The 19,105-nt window shown below is 71.3% G+C and carries 16 protein-coding genes; 8 read left to right on the top strand and 8 right to left on the bottom strand.

The genetic code is table 11. From position 1 onward, the window contains the following. Positions 1–1,150: acyl-CoA dehydrogenase family protein (locus tag D3105_RS01400; RefSeq protein WP_133305671.1), on the bottom strand; the 1,150-nt coding region annotated here is incomplete at its 3' end. Between the two features lie 179 nt (positions 1,151–1,329). On the opposite strand from D3105_RS01400, the gene D3105_RS01395 reads away from it, so the two are divergent. The 5 genes from D3105_RS01395 (at position 1,330) to D3105_RS01375 (ending at position 6,621) form a co-directional block, all read left to right on the top strand. After that, positions 1,330–2,910, top strand: a complete 1,581-nt coding sequence (locus tag D3105_RS01395) for an MFS transporter (protein WP_118899183.1) — start codon at positions 1,330–1,332, stop codon at positions 2,908–2,910. Continuing rightward, positions 2,907–3,560, top strand: a complete 654-nt coding sequence (locus D3105_RS01390) for a class I SAM-dependent methyltransferase (RefSeq protein ID WP_118899182.1) — start codon at positions 2,907–2,909, stop codon at positions 3,558–3,560. Before D3105_RS01395 ends, D3105_RS01390 begins: the two co-directional genes overlap by 4 nt. 35 nt (positions 3,561–3,595) lie before the next feature. Further along, positions 3,596–4,471 carry an N-acetylmuramoyl-L-alanine amidase gene (locus tag D3105_RS01385; RefSeq protein WP_118899181.1) on the top strand — a complete coding sequence of 292 codons (876 nt, stop codon included), beginning with the start codon at positions 3,596–3,598 and terminating at the stop codon, positions 4,469–4,471. Positions 4,472–4,638: 167 nt separating this feature from the next. After that, on the top strand, positions 4,639–5,496 hold the full coding sequence (locus D3105_RS01380; protein ID WP_118899180.1) for a hypothetical protein: 858 nt from the start codon (positions 4,639–4,641) through the stop codon (positions 5,494–5,496). Positions 5,497–5,610: 114 nt separating this feature from the next. Beyond that, entirely contained in the window at positions 5,611–6,621 is a 1,011-nt protein-coding gene (locus D3105_RS01375) for an LLM class F420-dependent oxidoreductase (protein WP_118899179.1), read from the top strand. Between the two features lie 22 nt (positions 6,622–6,643). Here D3105_RS01375 and D3105_RS01370 read toward each other — a convergent pair whose 3' ends face one another. Beyond that, complete coding sequence (locus D3105_RS01370) at positions 6,644–7,423, bottom strand: maleylpyruvate isomerase family mycothiol-dependent enzyme (RefSeq protein ID WP_118899178.1); 780 nt, start codon at positions 7,421–7,423, stop codon at positions 6,644–6,646. 113 nt (positions 7,424–7,536) lie between these two features. Here D3105_RS01370 and D3105_RS01365 point away from each other — a divergent pair, with 113 nt between their 5' ends. After that, positions 7,537–7,971: a hypothetical protein gene (locus D3105_RS01365; RefSeq protein ID WP_118899177.1), complete on the top strand. Its 435-nt coding sequence runs from the start codon at positions 7,537–7,539 to the stop codon at positions 7,969–7,971. Here D3105_RS01365 and D3105_RS01360 read toward each other — a convergent pair whose 3' ends face one another. Together D3105_RS01360 and D3105_RS01355 are read right to left on the bottom strand one after the other, a co-directional pair. After that, the gene (locus D3105_RS01360) at positions 7,972–8,979 is read right to left on the bottom strand and encodes a recombinase family protein (RefSeq protein WP_118899176.1); all 1,008 of its coding nucleotides are present in this window, start codon (positions 8,977–8,979) and stop codon (positions 7,972–7,974) included. It lies immediately after the preceding gene. Positions 8,980–9,270: 291 nt separating this feature from the next. Then, a complete protein-coding gene (locus D3105_RS01355) occupies positions 9,271–9,867 on the bottom strand; it encodes a TetR/AcrR family transcriptional regulator (protein WP_118899175.1) in 597 nt (198 codons plus the stop codon). Positions 9,868–10,020: 153 nt separating this feature from the next. Here D3105_RS01355 and D3105_RS01350 point away from each other — a divergent pair, with 153 nt between their 5' ends. Then, positions 10,021–12,564, top strand: coding sequence for an MMPL family transporter (locus D3105_RS01350; RefSeq protein WP_118899174.1), 2,544 nt, complete (start codon positions 10,021–10,023; stop codon positions 12,562–12,564). A gap of 427 nt (positions 12,565–12,991) precedes the next feature. On the opposite strand, the gene D3105_RS01340 is transcribed toward D3105_RS01350, so the two are convergent. Both D3105_RS01340 and D3105_RS01335 read right to left on the bottom strand, forming a co-directional pair. Continuing rightward, complete coding sequence (locus D3105_RS01340) at positions 12,992–16,033, bottom strand: Tn3 family transposase (protein WP_118899172.1); 3,042 nt, start codon at positions 16,031–16,033, stop codon at positions 12,992–12,994. A gap of 238 nt (positions 16,034–16,271) precedes the next feature. Then, complete coding sequence (locus D3105_RS01335) at positions 16,272–16,853, bottom strand: hypothetical protein (protein ID WP_118899171.1); 582 nt, start codon at positions 16,851–16,853, stop codon at positions 16,272–16,274. A 128-nt stretch (positions 16,854–16,981) separates the two neighbouring features. Between D3105_RS01335 and D3105_RS01330 the strand changes: the two genes are divergently transcribed. Further along, entirely contained in the window at positions 16,982–17,272 is a 291-nt protein-coding gene (locus tag D3105_RS01330; RefSeq protein ID WP_118899170.1) for a hypothetical protein, read from the top strand. Positions 17,273–17,295: 23 nt separating this feature from the next. On the opposite strand, the gene D3105_RS01325 is transcribed toward D3105_RS01330, so the two are convergent. Both D3105_RS01325 and D3105_RS01320 read right to left on the bottom strand, forming a co-directional pair. Further along, entirely contained in the window at positions 17,296–18,369 is a 1,074-nt protein-coding gene (locus D3105_RS01325) for a prenyltransferase (protein ID WP_118899169.1), read from the bottom strand. Further along, positions 18,366–19,097 carry a class I SAM-dependent methyltransferase gene (locus tag D3105_RS01320; RefSeq protein WP_065487338.1) on the bottom strand — a complete coding sequence of 244 codons (732 nt, stop codon included), beginning with the start codon at positions 19,095–19,097 and terminating at the stop codon, positions 18,366–18,368. The genes D3105_RS01325 and D3105_RS01320 overlap by 4 nt, the downstream gene beginning before the upstream one ends. Between the last annotated feature and the right edge of the window lie 8 nt (positions 19,098–19,105).

Below are 19,105 nucleotides of genomic sequence, written 5' to 3'. Positions count from 1 at the left end.
CGGGCTGCAGCTGCAGCCGGTGGGCGTCGGCGGGGCCGAGAAGCTGGCGGGCGAGGACCGCCCGGCGCAGCTGGAGGTGGGCGTCGTGCTCCCAGGTGAAGCCGATGCCGCCGAGGATTTGGATGGCGTCCTTGGCGCAGGTGTACGCGGCCTCCGGGGCGGTGGCGGCGGCGAGCGCGGCGGCGAGCGCACGCGCCTCGGCCCCGGCCGCCTCGCCCGCGGTCCCCTCGTCCGCGGCGCGGGCCGCGTCCCAGGTGAGGGCGCGGGCCTGTTCGAGGCGGATGAGCATGTCGGCGCAGAGGTGTTTGACCGCCTGGAACGCCCCGACGGGCCGCCCGAACTGTTCCCGTACGGCGGCGTGGGCGACGGCGGTGTCCAGGCTCCGGGCCGCGGTGCCGCAGGCGTCGGCGGCGAGGAGGACGGCGGCCAGGTCCCGGGCGAGCCCCGGGTCGGCGACCGGCACGGCCCGGTGCGCCGGCACGGAGACGGCGTCGGCCCGCACCTCGGCTGTCGGCCGGGTCGGATCGACGCTGCGGTGCGGGCGCACGGTGAGCCCCTCGGCCCCGGCGTCCACGAGGAACCAGCGCTCGCCGTCGGGTGTGACGGCGGGCAGCAGGAGCAGGTCGGCCGCACCGGCGCCGAGGACGGGCGGGGCGGTGCCGTCGAGGCGGTGGCCGGTCGCGGCGGGGGTGACGGTGAGGGTGCCGGGGCCGAGGGCGAGGGCGGCGGTGCGGTCCCCCGCGGCCAGCTCCCGCAGCGGCCCGCACAGGGCCTCGACCCCGACCGGCGCCCCGGCGGCCACCCCCTGGTGCAGCACGGCGGAGGTGAGCGTCGTCGCAAGGTACGGGCCGGGGAGCGAGGCGTACGCGGCTTCCTCCAGGACGACGGCGAGGTCGAGGAGCCCCCCGCCGCCACCTCCGTACCCCTCGGGGAGATGGATACCGGTGAGCCCCTGAGCGACGAGCGCCTTCCAGTGCGCGGGGCGCACACCGGGGGCGGCCGGGCTCCCCGCGTCGAGGAGTTCCCGCACCTCACCCGGGGGCGCGGCGCGGGCCAGCCACCCCCGTACGGAGTGCGCCAGAGCGCGGTGCTCCTCGGTGATCCCGATGCCGGTACCGATCGCCCTGCCCCTGACCGTGCTCCTGCCCATGCGCGTCTCCACCGGTCGCAGCCACTGGAACGGCGCAAGAGTAGAACACGTTCCAATCTGACGGAAGGTCAGGAGACTGCCGGATCCGGGCCGGAATAGAAGCGCCGTCCGGAAGCGTTCACCCTGCACGCACTTGGGGGGAGCCCGGGTGACCGAAGGCTGCCCGGGAGGCCCCACGCATGCGACGGACGCGACGGACACGGCACATACAGGAGCTTCCCGAGCCGCCGAAAGCGCGGCGTTCCGGCGGCATCGTGCCCGTCCTCGCCTTCGCGGGGATCACCGTCGCGGTCATGCAGACCCTGCTCGTCCCGGTCATCAAGGATCTGCCGGTCCTGCTGGACACCGCCCCGGCCAACGCCACGTGGGTGATGACCGCCACCCTGCTCGCGGGCGCCGTCTCGACCCCGATCATGGGCCGCCTCGGCGATCTCCACGGCAAGCGGCGGATGCTGCTCGCCTCGCTGGCCGTGATGGTGATCGGCTCGCTGATCTGCGCCTCCACCGACGACCTGATCGTGATGATCACCGGCCGCGCGCTCCAGGGCTTCGCCATGGGCGCCATCCCGCTCGGCATCGGCATCATGCGCGACGAGCTGCCGCGCGAGAAGCTCGGCTCGGCGATGGCGCTGATGAGTTCCTCCATCGGCGTCGGCGGCGGACTCGCGCTGCCCGTCGCCGCGCTGGTCGCCCAGCACGCGGACTGGCACGCCCTGTTCCTCGGGTCTGCCGGGCTCGGCCTGCTCGCGATGGCGCTCACGTACGCGCTCGTCCCCGAACCCCCGCTGCGCGCGCCCGGCTCCTTCGACCTTCTCGGCGCCCTCGGACTCTCGCTCGGCCTGGTCCTTCTTCTCCTGCCGGTCACCAAGGGCAGCGACTGGGGCTGGAGCTCCGCGCCGACCCTCGGACTGCTCGCCGCGTCCGTGGCCACGCTGGTGCTGTGGGGGCTGTTCGAACTGCGCACCCCGGCGCCACTGGTCGATCTGCGCACCACCGCCCGCCGCGAGGTACTGCTCACCAACCTCGCCTCGATCATGGTCGGGGTCGCCTTCTACGCGGTCTCCCTGGTCCTGCCGCAACTGCTCCAGCTGCCCACGTCGACCGGTTACGGCCTCGGCCAGTCCATGGTCGTCGCCGGGCTCTGCGTGGCCCCGCTGGGCGTGACGATGATGTTCGTCGCCCCGCTGTACGCCCGGATCTCGGCCCGCCGCGGCCCCAAGACCACGCTGATGCTCGGCATGCTGGTCATCGCGATCGGTTACGGGGCCGGGCTCGGCCTGCTCTCCGCCGCCTGGCAGACCGTGCTGATCGCGGTGGTGCTCGGCGCGGGCATCGGCCTCGCCTACTCCTCGCTGCCCGCCCTGATCATCGGCGCCGTCGACCCGTCGGAGACCGGCGCGGCCAACGGCCTCAACACCCTGATGCGGTCCATCGGCACCTCGGTGTCGAGCGCCGTCATCGGCATGGTGCTGGCCAACACCTCCGTGACCATGGGCTCGGTCGAGGTGCCGTCCATGGAGGGGTTCCGGATCTCGTTCCTGATCGCCACGGGCGCGGTGCTGATCGGCCTCGTACTGGCGGCGTTCCTGCCCTCGCAGCGGCCCTCCGCGCACCCGGTGCTCCTGGCGAGCAGCGCGGACGCCGAACCCGCTCCGGTCGCCTCGGTGCTGGCGGCCCCCGCTGCGGCGGCCGTCCGGACCGTACGGCACGATAGGGCGCCGTCGTCAGCAGAACCGCCCCCACCTGGAGGAACCCCGTGACCGCCGCCACCCCCTCCCCGTCCCCGGACGTGCTCGCCGCGTTCGAGGCCGCCAAGGGCTTCATGCCGGTCCACGAGGGCCTCGCCCTGTACGCCGCCGCCACCGAGGCCGGTGCGCTCGGGCTGCCGCTGCTGGAGGTGGGCACGTACTGCGGGCGCTCCGCGATCCTGCTGGCGGACGCGGCGCGGGGCGCCGGGGTGACCGCGCTCACCGTGGACCACCACCGGGGCAGCGAGGAGCAGCAGCCGGGCTGGGAGTACCACGACCCGAGCGTGGTGGACCCGGAGGTCGGGCTGATGGACACGCTGCCGACCTTCCGACGCACCCTGCGCCGGGCCGGCCTGGAGGACCACGTGGTGGCGCTCGTCGGGCGTTCCCCGCAGGTCGCCGCCGTGTGGAGCGGACCGCTGGGGCTCGTCTTCATCGACGGCGGGCACACCGACGAGCACGCGAACGCCGACTACGAGGGCTGGTCCCCGCATGTCGTGGAGGGCGGGCTGCTGGTGATCCACGACGTGTTCCCGGACCCGGCCGACGGCGGGCAGGCCCCGTACCGGATCTACCGGCGGGCGCTGGCCTCCGGGGCGTTCATGGAGGTGTCCGCGACGGACTCGCTGCGCGTGCTGCGCCGCACGGACGCCGGGATCTGAGCAGCCCGGGACGGCCGGATGGGTAGCATCGCCGCGTGCCGTACGACGACAGCCCTCCCCCCACCCGCCGCGCCCGGCCCCTGTCCGTGGCCGCCGCGCTGGCCGCCGTATGTCTGACCGCCGCCGGATGCGGCGGCGGTCAGGAAACCGGCGACGCCGGTGCGGCCCCGCCCCGGCCCGGCGCGGACGCCGCCACCTCGGCGGCCCCGGCTCCGACCGGGACGCAGCCGCCGAAGGGCCCGCTGACCGGCCGGACCGTGGTGATCGACCCCGGCCACCATCCGGGTAACCGCGATCACACCCGGGAGATCGACAAACAGGTCGACATCGGCACCGGCCGCAAGGAGTGCGATACGACCGGAACGGCCACCAACGACGGTTACGCGGAGGCCCGGTTCACCCTCGACGTCTCCCACCGGCTGCGCGCGCTGCTGGAGGCCGAGGGCGCCCGGGTCCGGCTGACGCACGACGCGGACCGGCCGTTCGGGCCGTGCATCGACGAGCGGGCCCGGATCGGGAACGAGGCGAAGGCCGACGCGGTGGTTTCGGTGCACGCCGACGGATCCGCGGTGGGCAACCGCGGCTTCCATGTGATCCTGCCCGCCGGGGTCAAAGGCGGCGGGGCCGACACCTCGAAGATCGTGAAGAGTTCCGCCGATCTCGGCGCGAGGATCGCGGGACACTTCGCCCGCACGACCGGAAGCGCGCCTTCCAATTACATCGGCGGAAATACCGGCCTCGACACCCGCGATGATCTCGGTGGACTGAATCTGTCGACCGTGCCCAAAGTCTTCGTCGAATGCGGCAATATGCGTGATCCGAAGGACGCCGCGCTGCTCACCGCCGCGAGTTGGCGGCAGAAGGCGGCCCAAGGACTGGCCGACGGCATTGCCGGCTACCTGAAGAGGTAGTTCTGCGGTGATATTGGGGGGATAACCGCTCATGATCCGGGCTCGGGGGCAACCCGCCCGGGCAGACGATAGATTCATCCGTACGATGGGGAGCCGCTCCCGAGCTTCGAGCCGCACCGGCGGCAGCGACGACCGCCCCGACGAGACGACCGACTAAGGACCTTCACGTGAATATCCGATCCCTCACACGAGGCGACGGCGTGGTGATCGGAGCAGCGGTCGTGCTGTTCATCGCCTCTTTCCTCGACTTCTCCAGCTACGACTGCCCGCAGGGCGTCGACTGCTCCCGGTTCGACAGCCCTAACGCCTGGGACGCGCTCGGCATCCTGATGAGCGTCTACCTCGCCGGCGTCATCGCGGCGGCGCTGGTGATCATCGGCCGCGCGATGCCGGGCCGCAAGGTCGTCGGGCTGGACCTCGGCCAGTTCGGCGTGGCGCTCACCGTCTTCGCCCTGTGGACCGCCTTCTGGACGATCCTCGACATCAGCAACGCCGGGGCCGGCCTGATCCTCGGCCTGCTCGCCACCATCGTGCTCGCCGGTGGCGCGGTCGCCGGACCGTTGGTGCCCTTCCTCAAGGCCCCGCTCCTCAGCCCGGCCGGCCCGGCGCAGGGCCTGCAGGGCGGCCAGCAGCCGTACGGTGCGCAGCCCGGCCAGGGCTACGGCTACCCGGGCGGCCAGCAGCAGGCGCCGTACGGCGCGCAGCCGAGCCAGGGTTACGGCTACCCGGGCGCGCCCCAGCAGGGCCAGCCCGCCCCGGCCGACCAGGCGCCGCAGGCCCAGGCCCAGGCCCAGCAGCCCCCGCAGGGCGGCGGGGCCCCGGCGGGTGACTTCACCCCGTTCTGGTTCGCCGTTCCGGTGGCGCGTCCGCTGTACGGCGAGGACGGTTCGCCGAACCCGATCGCCGAGCTGGCGCCGGGCACCTGGTACCTCGCGGTGGAGCAGCGCGGCCAGAGCCTGATCGCCCAGACGCAGGACGGCCGTCGTGGCGTCCTCCAGGACACCACGGGCATCCAGCGCGGCTGACCCCGAGGCGTGCACCGCGGCCCCTCGCCCTTCCGGGCGGGGGGCCGTTGTCGTACAGTCCACCCCGCACCCAACGCTTCTGACGCATCGTCAGTAAAGGCTGGAGGGAACGGTATGCGGCTCGGACTCGCGCTCGGCTACTGGGGCCGCGGCCCGGACCCCGGCCAACTCGGCCTGGTCCAGGAGGCGGAGCGGCTCGGCTACGACTCGGTGTGGACGGCGGAGGCCTGGGGCTCGGACGCCTTCACACCGCTGACCTGGATCGCCGCCCGCACCTCGCGGATCCGACTGGGGACCGGCATCGTCCAGATGGCGGCCCGCACCCCCACCGCGACGGCCATGCACGCGCTGACCCTGGACCATCTCTCCGGCGGCCGGATGCTGCTGGGCCTGGGCTTGTCGGGGCCGCAGGTGGTCGAGGGGTGGTACGGGCGGCCGTTCCCGAAGAGCCCGCTGACGGCGACCCGGGAGTACGTCGAGGTGATCCGGCAGGTGCTGGCCCGGCAGGGGCCGGTCGAGCTGGCGGGCCGTTTCCACTCCCATCCGTACGCCGGTCCGGACGCCACCGGGCTCGGCAAGCCGCTGAAGCCGATCACGCATCCGCTGCGGGCCTCGCTTCCGGTCCTGCTGGGGGCGGAGGGCCCGAAGAACATCGCGCAGACGGTGGAGATCGCGGACGGCTGGCTGCCGCTGTACTGGTCACCGCTGCGCACCGACGTCTACGAGACCTCCCTGGCCGGGCTCCGGGGCGGTTTCATGGTGGCGCCGATGGCCCGCGCGCACGTCTGCGACGACGTGGCCGAGGGGCTGTGGCCGGTGAAGGCGATGCTCGGCTTCTACATCGGCGGGATGGGGCACGCGGCCCGCAACTTCCACGCCGATCTGATGGCCCGCATGGGGTTCGAGGAGGAGGCCCGGCGGATCCAGGAGCTGTTCCTCCTGGGCCGGAAGGAGGAGGCGGTGCGGGCGGTGCCGGACGCGTTCGCCGATGAGATCTCGCTGATCGGGCCGCGTGCCCGCATCGCGGAGCGGCTGGAGTTGTGGCGCACGGGCCCGGTGACGGATCTGCTGGTCACCGCGCCGGACCCGCACACGCTGCGGGTCCTGGCGGAACTCAACTCCTAGGCGGGACAGCTGAGCAGGGTGCTCAGCCGAACGAGGACCGGTCCAGCCAGAAGTCCAGCAGCGCCGCGTCGCCGAGCACCTCGACCCGTGAACTGGCGGGCTCCAGGCGGCGGTTGAAGACGAGCATCAGATCGGTGAGCGTGCCGCGCAGGGCGACCGTGGCCTTGTCGTGCGCGCGCCGCCAGGTGAAACGGTCGTCGCCGAACTCGATCAGCCACTCCGCGCCGGGCACGTCGGTGGCGTGCAGATGCAACGAGCGCCCTCCGCCGCGCAGTTCCGCCGCCTCCGGGTCGCCTTTCTCCTGGGCCAGGGCGACGATGCCGAGCCACTCCTCGATGGTGTCGGCGGCCACCTCTGCGTCGACCTCGTACGGGGCGCGGGCGGCGAGCGCCGCGTCCGCCCGGTGCACGGCCGTCTCGTGCGTCATGCGGCGCGCCCAGAAGGCCGTACGCTGCTCGGTCACCCACGTCCACACCTCGGCGTCCGGCCCGGCTTCCCGCAGCGCGGCGACGGTGGCGGCCGCGCCTTCGGCGAGCCAGGCGTCCAGTGCGGCCGGGTCCTCGCCGTCCGGCCCCTCGAAGCCGGGCACCTTGTCCTCCGGGAACTCCTCGGAGGCCCGGGTACGGACGATCTCGCCGACCCACCGGTGCGCGCCGCCGACGTGCACCGCGAGCTCGCGGAGGGTCCAGTCGGGGCAGCTGGGAACGGTCACGGTGAGATCGGCACCGGTCAGCACCGCACGCAGGGCGTCGGTCTGGGCCAGGATCTCGTGGCAGTAGCGGTCGTGGGAGAGAGACGTCATGCGGCACCTTAACCGGCGGGACCCGGCATGATCATCCTGATATCCGCCGGTCGCCCCGCCCGCCGACGGGACAATGACACCACCATCTCGAAGAAGGGGTACGTGACCCACTGATGCGCTTCTCTCCCGACGACGTCGTCTGCCGCGTCGCCTGCAATCTGGAGCGGGTGCACACCGCCGAGGCGGCGATGCGTGCCTGGCTGCCGCTGGTCTCCGAGCTCCAGCCGGTCGCGGCGGCGTTCGAGGCGGCCCCTCCGGACGGCCTGCGCCGTGGCTTCCTGGCCGATCTCCTCGTGGTGCTCCCCCTCCCGAAGGACGGAACCACGGGGGCCGGGAACACCCGGAGCCGGCTTCTGACCGCGGTGGGTGCGCTCGCCGCACGGCTCGGCCTGGACCCGGCGGACTGCGCGATCGACGAGGACGGCACCGGCGGGGCACTGAACGCGAAGGGCGGAACCGACGGCTCGCCCTACGGGGCCCATCTGATCCTCGCTCTGACGGCCCTGTCCTCCCGAAGCTGCCGCGAAGTGACAAGTAGCGCTCTGTGATCAGAGTGCCGCTCGGTCAGGGGTAGCGGGGCGAGGCTCAGAGACCGTCGCGGTCCGGCTGGCGGCGAAGTCGGCGTGGGCCTGCTCGACGGCTTCGGGGTACGCCTCGCGCTTAGCGTGCTCGGCGAGGGCCCGGTAGACGCTGGCCACCGAAGGGTTGTGGCCCTTGCGCTTGCCGGTGGGGATGAACAGGTCGGGCTGGATCTGCTCGACGGACTCGCCGCCCGCGCGGCGCCGGAGGACAGTGTGGAGCATGTCGTCGGTGATGACCGGGGGCCGGCCGCCGTGCTTGCCCCTGCGGGCGGCGGTGTCGAGCCCTTCCAGGGTGGACTCGCGGATGTTCTCCCGCTCGGTCTCCGCCATCGCAGCGAAGAACGCGAACAGCAGCTTGCCCGGCCCAGTGGGGTCGTAGAGGCCGGGCAAGGTTCCGGCGAGCATCTCCAGGATGAGGCCGTGGGCGGTGAGGTGGTCGGCGAGCGCGGTGAGTTCGGCGGCGTCGCGGCCGAGCCGCTTCATCTCGTACACGGTGAAGATGACCCGGCAGTGCGGGGCGTGCGCCTTGACCTCCCGCGCGGTCCGCAGCGCCTCCTCGAACCGGGGGCGGACCCGGACGCGGGTGCTGATCTTCTCACTGAAGATCTTGTCCCGGGGGATGCCGTGTCCGGCGAGCGCGTCGAGCTGGGAGTCGAGTTCCTGGCCCAGGGTCGAGCATCGGGCGTAGCCGATGCGGATGTCCGCGCCCGGCAGGTCCGGATCGACCGGGGCCGGGGGCGGAGTGCCCGGACGCCACGGCCGGCCGGGTCCGCGGTCGGCCGGGGTGGCCACGCGCAGCGCCTTCTTCAGCCGGGGCACGAGGGTGAAGCGGCGGGTGTGGTAGGCGGAGGCGACCGCGCCGCCGCGCGAGCGGCAGGGTGATCCGGGCTGGGCATCGCACTTCGGACAGGCGTGCGCTTCGACGTCGTCCGCGTCCGACCGGCCGGTCTGCGGGGGCTGCTGAGGGTCCGTCATGAGCCCGAATCTTCGCACAATGCAAGTCTCAGAAGGGGGTCCGTGTCACTTTCGAGTGAGAACGGGTTCTGAGAACGGAACCGGGTCCGGCGGCAGTCCGGCAGCCCGTTTCCGATCTTGCTCGGGCAAAGGACCGTTTGTGAGAGCGGGGTTCGTGCGTGCAGCGCATGGCCTTTAGCTCGCATGTGAGCCGCCAGCGATCTGCGTCACGGTCCGGAACCGCTCAAGATCAGGCTCGTTCTGCCGGGGCTTCGCTATCGACGGGCTTGCGAGCCGCCTGGGCGGGGTGCGTCACGGGTGCTGCGGCAAGTCGTCGTCCGCGAGCAGTCGACGCGTCGCTCCCGCCGCGAAGTCGGACACGGTCGTCAGATCGTCGCCCTGGTCGATTCTGCGGATGCACGCATCGACAACTGCCTGGACCACCGCCACGGTCAGCTCGGGCTGTGGCTGTCCCAGTTCGCGCACGACCCGGGCGAGCGCCTCATGTAGCGAGATGTGCAGATTCCTCACCCGCTCCCGCGCCGACGGCGAGAGCGAGCCGCGCGAGAGCGCGGCCCGCCAGCCGTGGGTGCCGCGAGCCGCCTGTTCGAGGTTGGCCCTGACGTAGGCGGCGGCCTGGGCGGCGGGCGTGGTCTCGCTCGCGATCGCCTGCTCCACCGCGTCGATCCAGGCGGGGAATTCGCGGGTGACGACGAGTTCGAGCAGGTCGTCGATGGAGTTGAAGTAGCGGTAGATGCTGTTGCGGGCGATCCCGGCTCGCGCGGCAACCGCTCCGGCTGTGAGAGCTTCGGCGCCGCCCTCTTCCAGGAGCTCCTCGGCCGCATCGATCAGCCGCGCGAGCCGCTGGGCCCGGTGCTCCCGGACGCTGTCGGCTTCAATCTTGGGCATTTTCTCCGCTTCACCTCGGGCACTGTGCCGTCTCCCGCCAACCTACCCCCACGGCCGGGAGGCCGAGAGAGCGTGTTAGCTTGACACAACTTAGAGACACCCTGTCGCTAAGTTTTGTCCGTGCTTCCTGTCGAAGGCTGCCCGATGCAACCGATGAACTCCCCCGCTCTGCTCCGATGTCTCCTGGGATCGAAGAAACGCGCCGCCGTGGTGGTGGCCTTCTGGGTTCTGATCGCGGGCCTCCTCGCCGGGGTCGCCCCGGCCCTGGAATCCGTCGAGGACAACGCGTCCGCCAACCTGCCGCCCGCCGCCTCGGACTCGATGAAGGCCCGTGATCTCGTCCGCGCCCAGCTTCCGGGCCAGGACGCGACGCCAGCGATCATCGTGGTCCGCGGCAAGGGCACCGACGCCGCGGCGAGCGCCACACAGGCGGTCGCCGCCATCACCTCGGCCCTTTCCGGAACCAGCCGACCCGACCATGTCGTGAGCGTGGTCTCCACGGTGACCGCTCCCGACGCCGCGGCCGAGCTGATCTCGCAGGACCGCGGTGCCCAGCTGGTCATCGTGCCCATGAAGGGAAGCCCCTCGGACGAGTCCTTCCAGAACGCGGTCGACAAGGTGCGTGACCTCGCGTCCGACCGGGCCGGGCCCGCTGACGTCGCGGTGACTGGCCCCGCCGGGATCGCCACCGACACTGTGAAGGTCTTCAGCGGCGGTGACAAAATCCTGCTACTGGCTACCATCGTGCTCGTCCTGATCATCCTGCTGGCGATCTACCGCTCGCCCCTGATGGCGCTCGTACCGCTTCTTGCCGTGGGCGTGGCTATGCGCGTGGCGGAGACGCTCGGCGCGATTCTCGCGGACGCCGGAGTCATCACGGTCAGCTCCCAGACCGCCTCGATCATGACCGTGCTGCTGTTCGGGGTGGGCACGGACTACGCGCTGATCATCACCGCCCGCTACCGCGAGACCCTGCTCGACGAGCCAGACCGCGCCCGCGCGATGCAGACCGCCGTGCGCCGCACCGCCGAGTCCGTCCTCGCCAGCGCCTCAACCATCGTGCTCGCCATGTTCGCCCTGCTCGTGGCCGTCTCCCCGGCGCTTCATGGCTTCGGACCGTACCTCGCCCTGGGCGTGGCCGTCATGGCGCTGGTGGCGTTCACCTTCATCCCCGCCCTGGTCCTCCTTCTGGGCAGGGGCGTGTTCTGGCCCGGGGGCGTGGACAAGGCCGCCGAACGCAGTCGCGGCGCAGGCATCTGGCACCGCATCGCCGCCCTGGTCGCACGGGCCCCCGTCAAGGTGGCCTCGGCCGTGATCGCACTCCTCGTGGTGCTGAGCGCGGGACTGCTCGGCTACCAGGAGAGCTTCAACACCCTCAGCGGCTTCCGCACCGCAACCGAGTCGGAGCACGGGCAGCACCTCATCCAGGAGGAATTCGGGCCCGGCGAGATCGCCCCTAGTACCGTCGTCGTCCATTCCCGGGACAACCTGCGCTCCAGCCCCGCACCCGCCGACATCGCCACCGCGCTCACCGACGCCGATCACGTCAGCCGTGTCGCAGACCCCCGCATGGGCAAGGACGGCAAGACCGTCTTCTACGACGTCGTCCTCGACCTCGACCCCTACAGCTCCAAGGCACTCGACGCGATCGGTCCCCTCAAGCAGGCCACACAATCCGCGGCCCAGGCCGCCGGAGTCCAGGACGCCACGGTGCTCATCGGCGGCGAGACCGCACAGAACGCCGACATCCGCTCCGCCCTCGACCGCGACACGACCTTCATCGTGCTCCTGGTCCTGGCCATCGTCACCGCGGTCCTCGTCCTGCTGCTCCGCTCGCTCCTTGCCCCGCTCTACCTGGTCGCGACCCTGATCCTGTCGTTCCTGGCCACCCTGGGCGCCACCACCTTCTTCACCGTGACCGTCCTCGGTGACGACGGCATCGGCAACCGCGTCACCGCGTACATCTTCGTCTTCCTCGTCGCGCTCGGCGTCGACTACAACATCTTCATCATGAGCCGGTTCAAGCAAGAACTGCGCACCCAGCCCCCAGCGAAGGCGATCACCGCCGCCCTGACACGAACCGGCGGCGTCGTCTCCTCCGCAGGCCTCATCCTCGCGGCGACCTTCGCCGTCCTGATGACCCAGCCGATCCGCGAACTGTTCCAGTTCGGCTTCGCCATGGCCTTCGGTATCCTGCTGGACACCTTCCTCATCCGCCCGCTCCTGGTCCCCGCCATCGTCCGCCTGCTCGGCGACCGCGCCCTGTGGCCCGCACGCCCCGGCACCCCGCAGACGCCTTCCACGCCCACCTCCGAACCGCCTTCCGCCGACGTGCCGGCCGCACGGGCCACCGAAACCGGCTCCAGCCGTCTGCTGCGCGCGTTCACCTGGATCGCGGTCATCGAAGCGTGCACGTGGGCAGGCCTGCTGGTCGGGATGTACCTCAAGTACATCCCCGAAACCACCGAACTCGGCGTACGGATCTTCGGCACCCTCCACGGCGCCGCCTTCATCGTCTACGTGGCCCTGACCATCCTGGTCGCGATCCGGCTGAAGTGGCGACTGGGCCGGACCACGATCTTCGCCCTCCTGGCCGCCGTACCCCCGTTCATGACTGTCGCGTTCGAAATCTGGGCCCGCCGCACAGGCAGGCTCCCTCAGCCGGCCGCGGCCCCGAGCCCAACTCCAGCCCTCTAACCGCACCACGCAGAGGGACTCGATCGGACACGCGGTGCACATCATCGCCATCGCCGTGCGGGCCTCGGCCGGGCGGGACAGCCACCGACATCACGCCAACAACCGAAAGAAAATGATCACTGCCGTCACCGAGTTCAGCGTCGCCGCGCACGCCGACCCCACCCACTCGCTCGCCGACGACAACCGCGTCACGGTCTTCGATGCGGTCACACAGGTCTGACATTTCTGGTCCCGCGGGTGCCGGAATAGCTCGCGCGGCCGAGCCGCGCGGGATGACGCAGACCGGTGCCTCCTGACCGCACCGCGGCAGCTGTGACCGCCGAGTAGAGCGAGGGCGGTCCCGCAAGAAACTGCTGGCCCCGGACCCGGCGCCTCACCCTAAAGAACGATTTAATCGCTCCCTGGACAACGCCGGGCGTACGGGCCGTCAGGATGCCGACCCGGCTGCACCCTGCGCCGCCAGTCCGGGAACCCGCGTATCGGACACGGCACGGGGCCCGGGGACCATAGACGTCGCGGCGGTGAGGTCAAGGTGGGAATTCATGTCCAGCTCGAACCGGCCGTAGGGGTTCACATGAGTCCAGAACAGCGGTGACAAGGCCCGCCGGTCGGCGTCGGTGAGCCGCTTCTGCCACTTCTCCTCGCCCAGGATGTCCTGGAGGAGCAGGGTGTTGACGTGCACCAACGCGGACTGGAGCAGGTGCAGGGCGAGCATGGACACCTCCTGGGACTCCTTGTCCGAGCCGGTCAGGTCGCCGTCCTTGCCGTAGAAAAGGTCGTGGTTGGCGGAGTTCCAGTTCTCCACGACCTGGAGCCCGTCGTTGATCTCGCGCCGCAGGTCCACGTCGGCAAGATAGTCGCAGATGAACGCCGTGCGCACCGCCCGCCCGAGTTCCTCAATCGCGCGGTAGGTGGGGTGCTTGGGCCCGCCGCGGGTGAAGCGTCGCAGGACCTGCTCGGCCTCGGCGGTGCCCAGGCGCAGGGCGGTGGTGTACTTCACGATCTGGTCGTACTGCTGGCGGATCAGGTCCCAGTCGATCGTCTTGGTCGACAGCACCGGCGCCAGGTGCGGCCACTTCTCGTCCTCCCCGGCCGCCGGCCGGTACAGCCGCGCCGAGCCGACGTTCTTCAACCTGGGGAGCAGGTTGAAGCCGAGCATGTGGGCGAAGGCGAACCCGACGATCGAGGCGCCGTGGGTGTCGGTGTACTGGCGGTCGATCTCCACGTCCGTGCAGTGCCGCAGCACGCCCTCGATCATCGCCGCGACCTCGGACGCGGAGCAGGACTTGAGCTGGGAGTAGACGCACAGCGACTTCTTCTCGACGTGCCAGTAGATCATCACGCCGGGGCCGCGGTAGCGCTGGTGCCACTCGGTCATGAAGTTGCTGGACCAGGACCCGAACTTCTTCGAGTCCGACGCGCAGGCAGTGCCCTCGCCCCACCACGCCTGATCGCGGGCGGCGAAGGTGGCGTTGACGAGGCGGACCAGGGCGGCGCGCAGGTTGGTGCGGTTGACGAACAGGTGCCGCACCCGGCGCAGGACGGCCTCGCTCTCGCCGTGCTTGCCAGTGACCGCGACCCGCTTGATGCCCATGTTCGTGCCCAGCGCGAACAGCACCAGCAGCAGCCGGCGCCGCAGCACCGCCTTCGGGACCGCCTCCCTGGTGGCGACCGAGGCGAACTCCGAGGTGAACCCGGTGGCGAACTCGGCTTCTTTGAGGATGTCGATCAGGTCGATGGTGCCCCACCGGCGTTCGATCTCCGCCTTCAGCGCCACCAGGTTCTCCGGCTCCACCTGCTTGCCCAGCGGCGAGACCTTGATCCACGGCTCGCCGTGCTTGCGGACGATGTCCACGCCGCCCGTCGTGCCCAGCTCCAGCGCGGTGTCGAACCGGGTCAGGGCTTCCCGCAGCCGCTTCTGCAACGCCCCGATGAACTCCCCCGGGTCCTGTGGCTGGCGGATCGCGTCGTAGTGCACGTCGCGGTTGTCCTCGAAGTCCGGCGGCAGGTCGTCCTCCGGGTTCTGCCACCGGCCCGCGCCCGGCACCCAGATCTCCCGGCGCCGCAGCGCGTCCCGCAGCGACACCAGCACGCACAGCTCGTACGGGATGCGCTCGACGCGGCCGCGCTCGTCCACCACCGCCTTGCGCCACTCCTCGCGAACCACCCCGGCCAGCGGGATCCGCTCCGACTCGTCGAAGAACGCGCCCTCCTTAGCGATGGGCTGGTCCAGGTACCGCTTCAGCAGATCGATGGCGTCCATCACCGGCCGGTAGGCGGTGTTGTTGCACTTCAGCTCCAATGCCCCGAGCAGTGGGGAAAGCATCCGCCGCCAGTGCCCCGAGTACGACGACCGCAGCACTGTACGCACCCGGGCCCGGTAGCGTGCCTCGTTCGCCGCGGCCTCCGCGGCCAGGGCCTTCAGCGTGGACTCCCCGGCCACCGGGAAGATCACCCGGCGCACCGTGCCGCCCGGCTCCGCGACCGCGGCCTCCGCCAACCTGAGCAGGATGCCCTCCTTGCCGCGGACCCGCTTAAGGTCCTTGGTGAACTCGCCCTCGACCTTCTTCTCCGCCCGCGTGTTGATCCGCTGCACCAGCTGGATGAACAGCTCCACCAGCGAGTCGGTGATCTCCGTCTGCCGCACGTGACACAGCGCGGCCAGCAGCGTGTACCGCACCGGCGGCGCCGCCGCCCGCAGGTCCGAGGGGTACTCCTTCGACGCCCGCGCCCGCCACGCCGCCACCAACTTCTCCGACACGTCCCCGAATAGCTCCGGAGCCAGCTCCAGCGCACGCACCCGCTGGAGCTTGTTCACCTCCGCCAGCAGACTGTCCAGGCCCAGCGCGCCCGGGTCCGCCTTCAGCTCGGAGAAGAACGACACACCGCCGCCCGCCGACTCCTCACCGCCGGCGTCCTCGGCCACCAGGTCGTCCAGCCGGGACCGGGTCGCCGCCAACAGTCGGCCCACCGTGGCCGTACAGAACCGTTCCTCGAAGGTGCTGACCGCCGACCCGACCAGGCGGGCGATACGTCCCGGCGTCGGCGGCTCCATCCGGTCGCCCCGGCAGCGCACCACCACGGCCTCCGCCAGCCGGTCCCGGTTCAGCTCCACCCCGCACAGCTCCGCCGCCAGCCACTCGGCGAGCTGGGCCTGGTACTCCGCGGTGCACTCCCGGAACCCGAACGCGCCCCGGATCTCCACCCGGTGCCGCTTGATCGCCCGCCCCGACCAGTCGTACGCGGCCCACTCCCCGGCCGGCACCTTCACCTGCTGGGCCACGTACGACACCGCGGGCACCGGGATCTCCCCGGGATCCTCCGGGAACCGGGCCTCCACCTCGAAGAACTTCAGCAACAACGCGAAACCCAGACGGTTCGCCCCCGACTTGTTCCGCAGCCGCTCCTGGTCCTCCTCCAACAGCGTCCAAACCTCGATCAAGTCCTCCGGCTCCCAGTCCTGCCGCACCCCGCGCTCCCTCCGGTCGTCGTGACCAGACCAACCTCGCGGAACCGCTCGCTCGGCGACCCCAGAAGATCGAAAACCCGGACAAGCGCACCCCCGCCTTGCTACAGAGAGCTACTTGTCACTTCGCGGCAGCTTCGGGAGGACAGGGCCCTGACCGGTGCGGACCCGCTGGACCCCGACGGCGGGGAGAGGGCCTACGAAGACACGGGTGACGACCTGTTCTGAACCTCTCGTGTCGCTATCCGGTCAGCTGGGAGGTGGAGGGAACCTTGTCCTTCACCTCGGCGCCCGCGTCCTTGCCCGCGTTCTTGATGCTCTCGATGACGCTCTCGAACGCCCCCACGTCACCCTCCCCCGCCTCGCCCTTGCGGAGCTTGGTCCCCAGCCCCTTGAGCGACTCGATCCCGGCGGTGAGCGGGGCGACGGCCTTCGACAGCAGCGGGTCCCCCTTGGCGTTCTTGGCCGCGGCCTGGAGCCGGTTGTAGGCGAACCCGCCCGCCAGGCCCGCCTTCACGAGGGCGAGCCTCCGGCCCTCGGCCCCCTTCCTGAACGTCCCGGCGCGGTACGGCTTCACGATCCACTGGTACGTCGCCCCCGCCGCCAGCCCCGCGTTGGCGACGAACCGGGTCTTGGCGAGCCGCTGCTTCTCGGCCGAGGCGGAGACGGAGACGGAGACGGAAGGGCTGGCTACGGCAGAGGCGCTCGCGGTGTTGCCGCCCGAGGTGTCACCCGAGTCGCCGCACGCGGTGCCGCCCGCCACCAGGGCGCAGGACAGCAGCAGGGCGGCCAGGGTGCGGCGGAGCGGTAGGGAACGGGGCACGGCGGGGCCTCCTGACCGAGAGTGACGCATCTCGACACGCCCGCCCAGACTCACCCGTTCCTCAGGGGGCGGCCACCCGGCATGGGCCGTCCGGGTTTCACCCTGCGTAAAGCGGCAACCAGAGTTCCATGTCTCCCAGAACCCGTTCAGGAAGCAGCTCAGCGGCACGCGTCATCGCCGTCGTGGCCGACATCTTGGCCTTCATCATCATCCTCTGGATCCTGATGTACCTGCTGGACGCCAACCGCGGCAACGACTTCGTGCAGTGGGTGCACGACTCGGCCCGCTGGCTGGCCGGCTGGTCGTACGACCTGTTCACGTTCGACCGGACATGGGCGAACGTCATCGCCGGTTACGGTCTCGCGGCGGCGGTCTACCTCTTCATCGGGCACGCCGTGGCGGGCCGGCTCCGTCGCTGAACCGGCGCCGCCCGAAGCGGTGTTCAGCGGCAGCAGTCCGGCTCCAGGCCGACCGGCAGCCGCTCGCCGCCGAAGACCGCGGTGGTCGCCTCGTCCCCCCCGAGCGCGGCCACCGCGAGCAGCAGGGAGCCCGCCGTCCAGGTGGTCAGCTCCTCGGGCCACACGGCCTTGTTGCCCTCGAAGACGTACCCCGTCCAGTACAGCCCGCCCTCGGCGCGCAGGTGCTGGATCGACTGGAGGATCTCCAGGGCCCGGTCCGACTCCCCCGTCACCCAGAGGGCCAGGGCGAGTTCACAGCTCTCGCCGCCGGTCACCCAGGGGTTGGGCAGCACGCAGCGCACCCCGAGGCCGGGGACGACGAAGCGGTCCCAGCCCTCCTGGATGCGGGCGGTGGCCTCGGCCCCGGTGACCGCGCCGCCGAGGACCGGGTAGTACCAGTCCATCGAGTAGCGGTGCTTGTCGAGGAACCGCTCGGGGTGGCTGCGGATCGCGTGGGCCAGCGCCCCGGTGGCCAACTCCCAGTCGGGCTGCGGCTCCTCGCGACGTTCGGCGATGGCCAGCGCGCAGCGCAGCGCCTGGTGGATCGAGGAGGACCCGGTCAGCAGCGCGTCGTTCACCGGGGTGCCGTCGGGCTCCCGCTTCCAGCCGATCTGGCCGCCGGGCTGCTGGAGCCGGAGCACGAACTCGACCGCCGCGTAGACCGTGGGCCACATCCGGTCGACGAACGCGTCGTCGCCGGTGGCGAGGTAGTGGTGCCAGACGCCGACGGCCACGTACGCGCAGAAGTTGCTCTCCAGGCTCCGGTCCGTCGGCCGGAGCGGATCGCCGTCGTGGTAGGCGGCGTACCAGGAGCCGTCGCCGTTCTGGTTCCGGGCGAGCCACTCGTAGGCGCCGGCGGCCGCCTCGTGCTCGCCGGCCGCGTCCAGGGCCATCGCGGCCTCGGTGTGGTCCCACGGGTCGAGGTGGTGCCCCCGGAACCAGGGCAGCGCCCCGTCCTCCCGCTGCACGGCGGCGATCGCGGCGACCGTCTCGGCGGCCTGGGACGCCGTCAGGACACCGGGCAGAACGAGGTGTTCGGTCTGTTCGGGGGTGCTCACGCCTCGGCCTTCGGAAGGTGCGGCTTGGTGGCGTACGCGACGAAGCTCTTGCCGACGACCGGGTTGAGGAGCTGCTCGGCGACCCGGGTCGCGAGCGGCTTCTTCATGATGTCCCAGACCAGCAGCTTGTGGTACGCCCGCACCGGCAGGGCCTTGTCGTTGTCGACGCCGAAGGCGCACTTGAGCCACCAGTACGGCGAGTGCAGGGCGTGCGCGTGGTGGGTGCCGTACGGCTTGAGCCCGGCCTCGCGGATCCGGGCGAGGAGCTGGTCGGCCTTGTAGATGCGGATGTGGCCGCCCTCGACCTCGTGGTACGCGTCGGAGAGCGTCCAGCAGATCTTCTCGGGGCCGTAGCGCGGGACGGTGATCGCTATCCGGCCGCCCGGCTTGAGCACCCGGACCATCTCGGCGAGGACGCCCTTGTCGTCCGGGATGTGCTCCATGACCTCGGAGATGATCACGACGTCGAAGGAGTCGTCGGGGAACGGCAGGTTGAGGGCGTCGCCCTCCATCGCGGTGGCGGTGGCGCCCTCGGGGGCCTCACCGGCCTCCTTCATCGCGGCGAACCACTTGGCGACCTCGCGGATCTCCTCGCCGTTCTGGTCGAGGGCGACGACCCGCGCTCCGCGCCGGTAACACTCGAAGGCATGCCGGCCGGCACCGCAGCCCAGGTCGAGCACTCGGTCGCCGGCGGCGAGCGGGAAGCGGGTGAAGTCGACGGTCAGCACGAGGGCCT

The organism is Streptomyces globisporus (assembly GCF_003501885.1).
Taxonomy (GTDB): Bacteria; Actinomycetota; Actinomycetes; order Streptomycetales; family Streptomycetaceae; genus Streptomyces; species Streptomyces globisporus_D.
The sequence above is the reverse complement of the archived record's forward strand: the minus strand, read 5'-3'. Positions and strand labels throughout refer to the sequence as shown.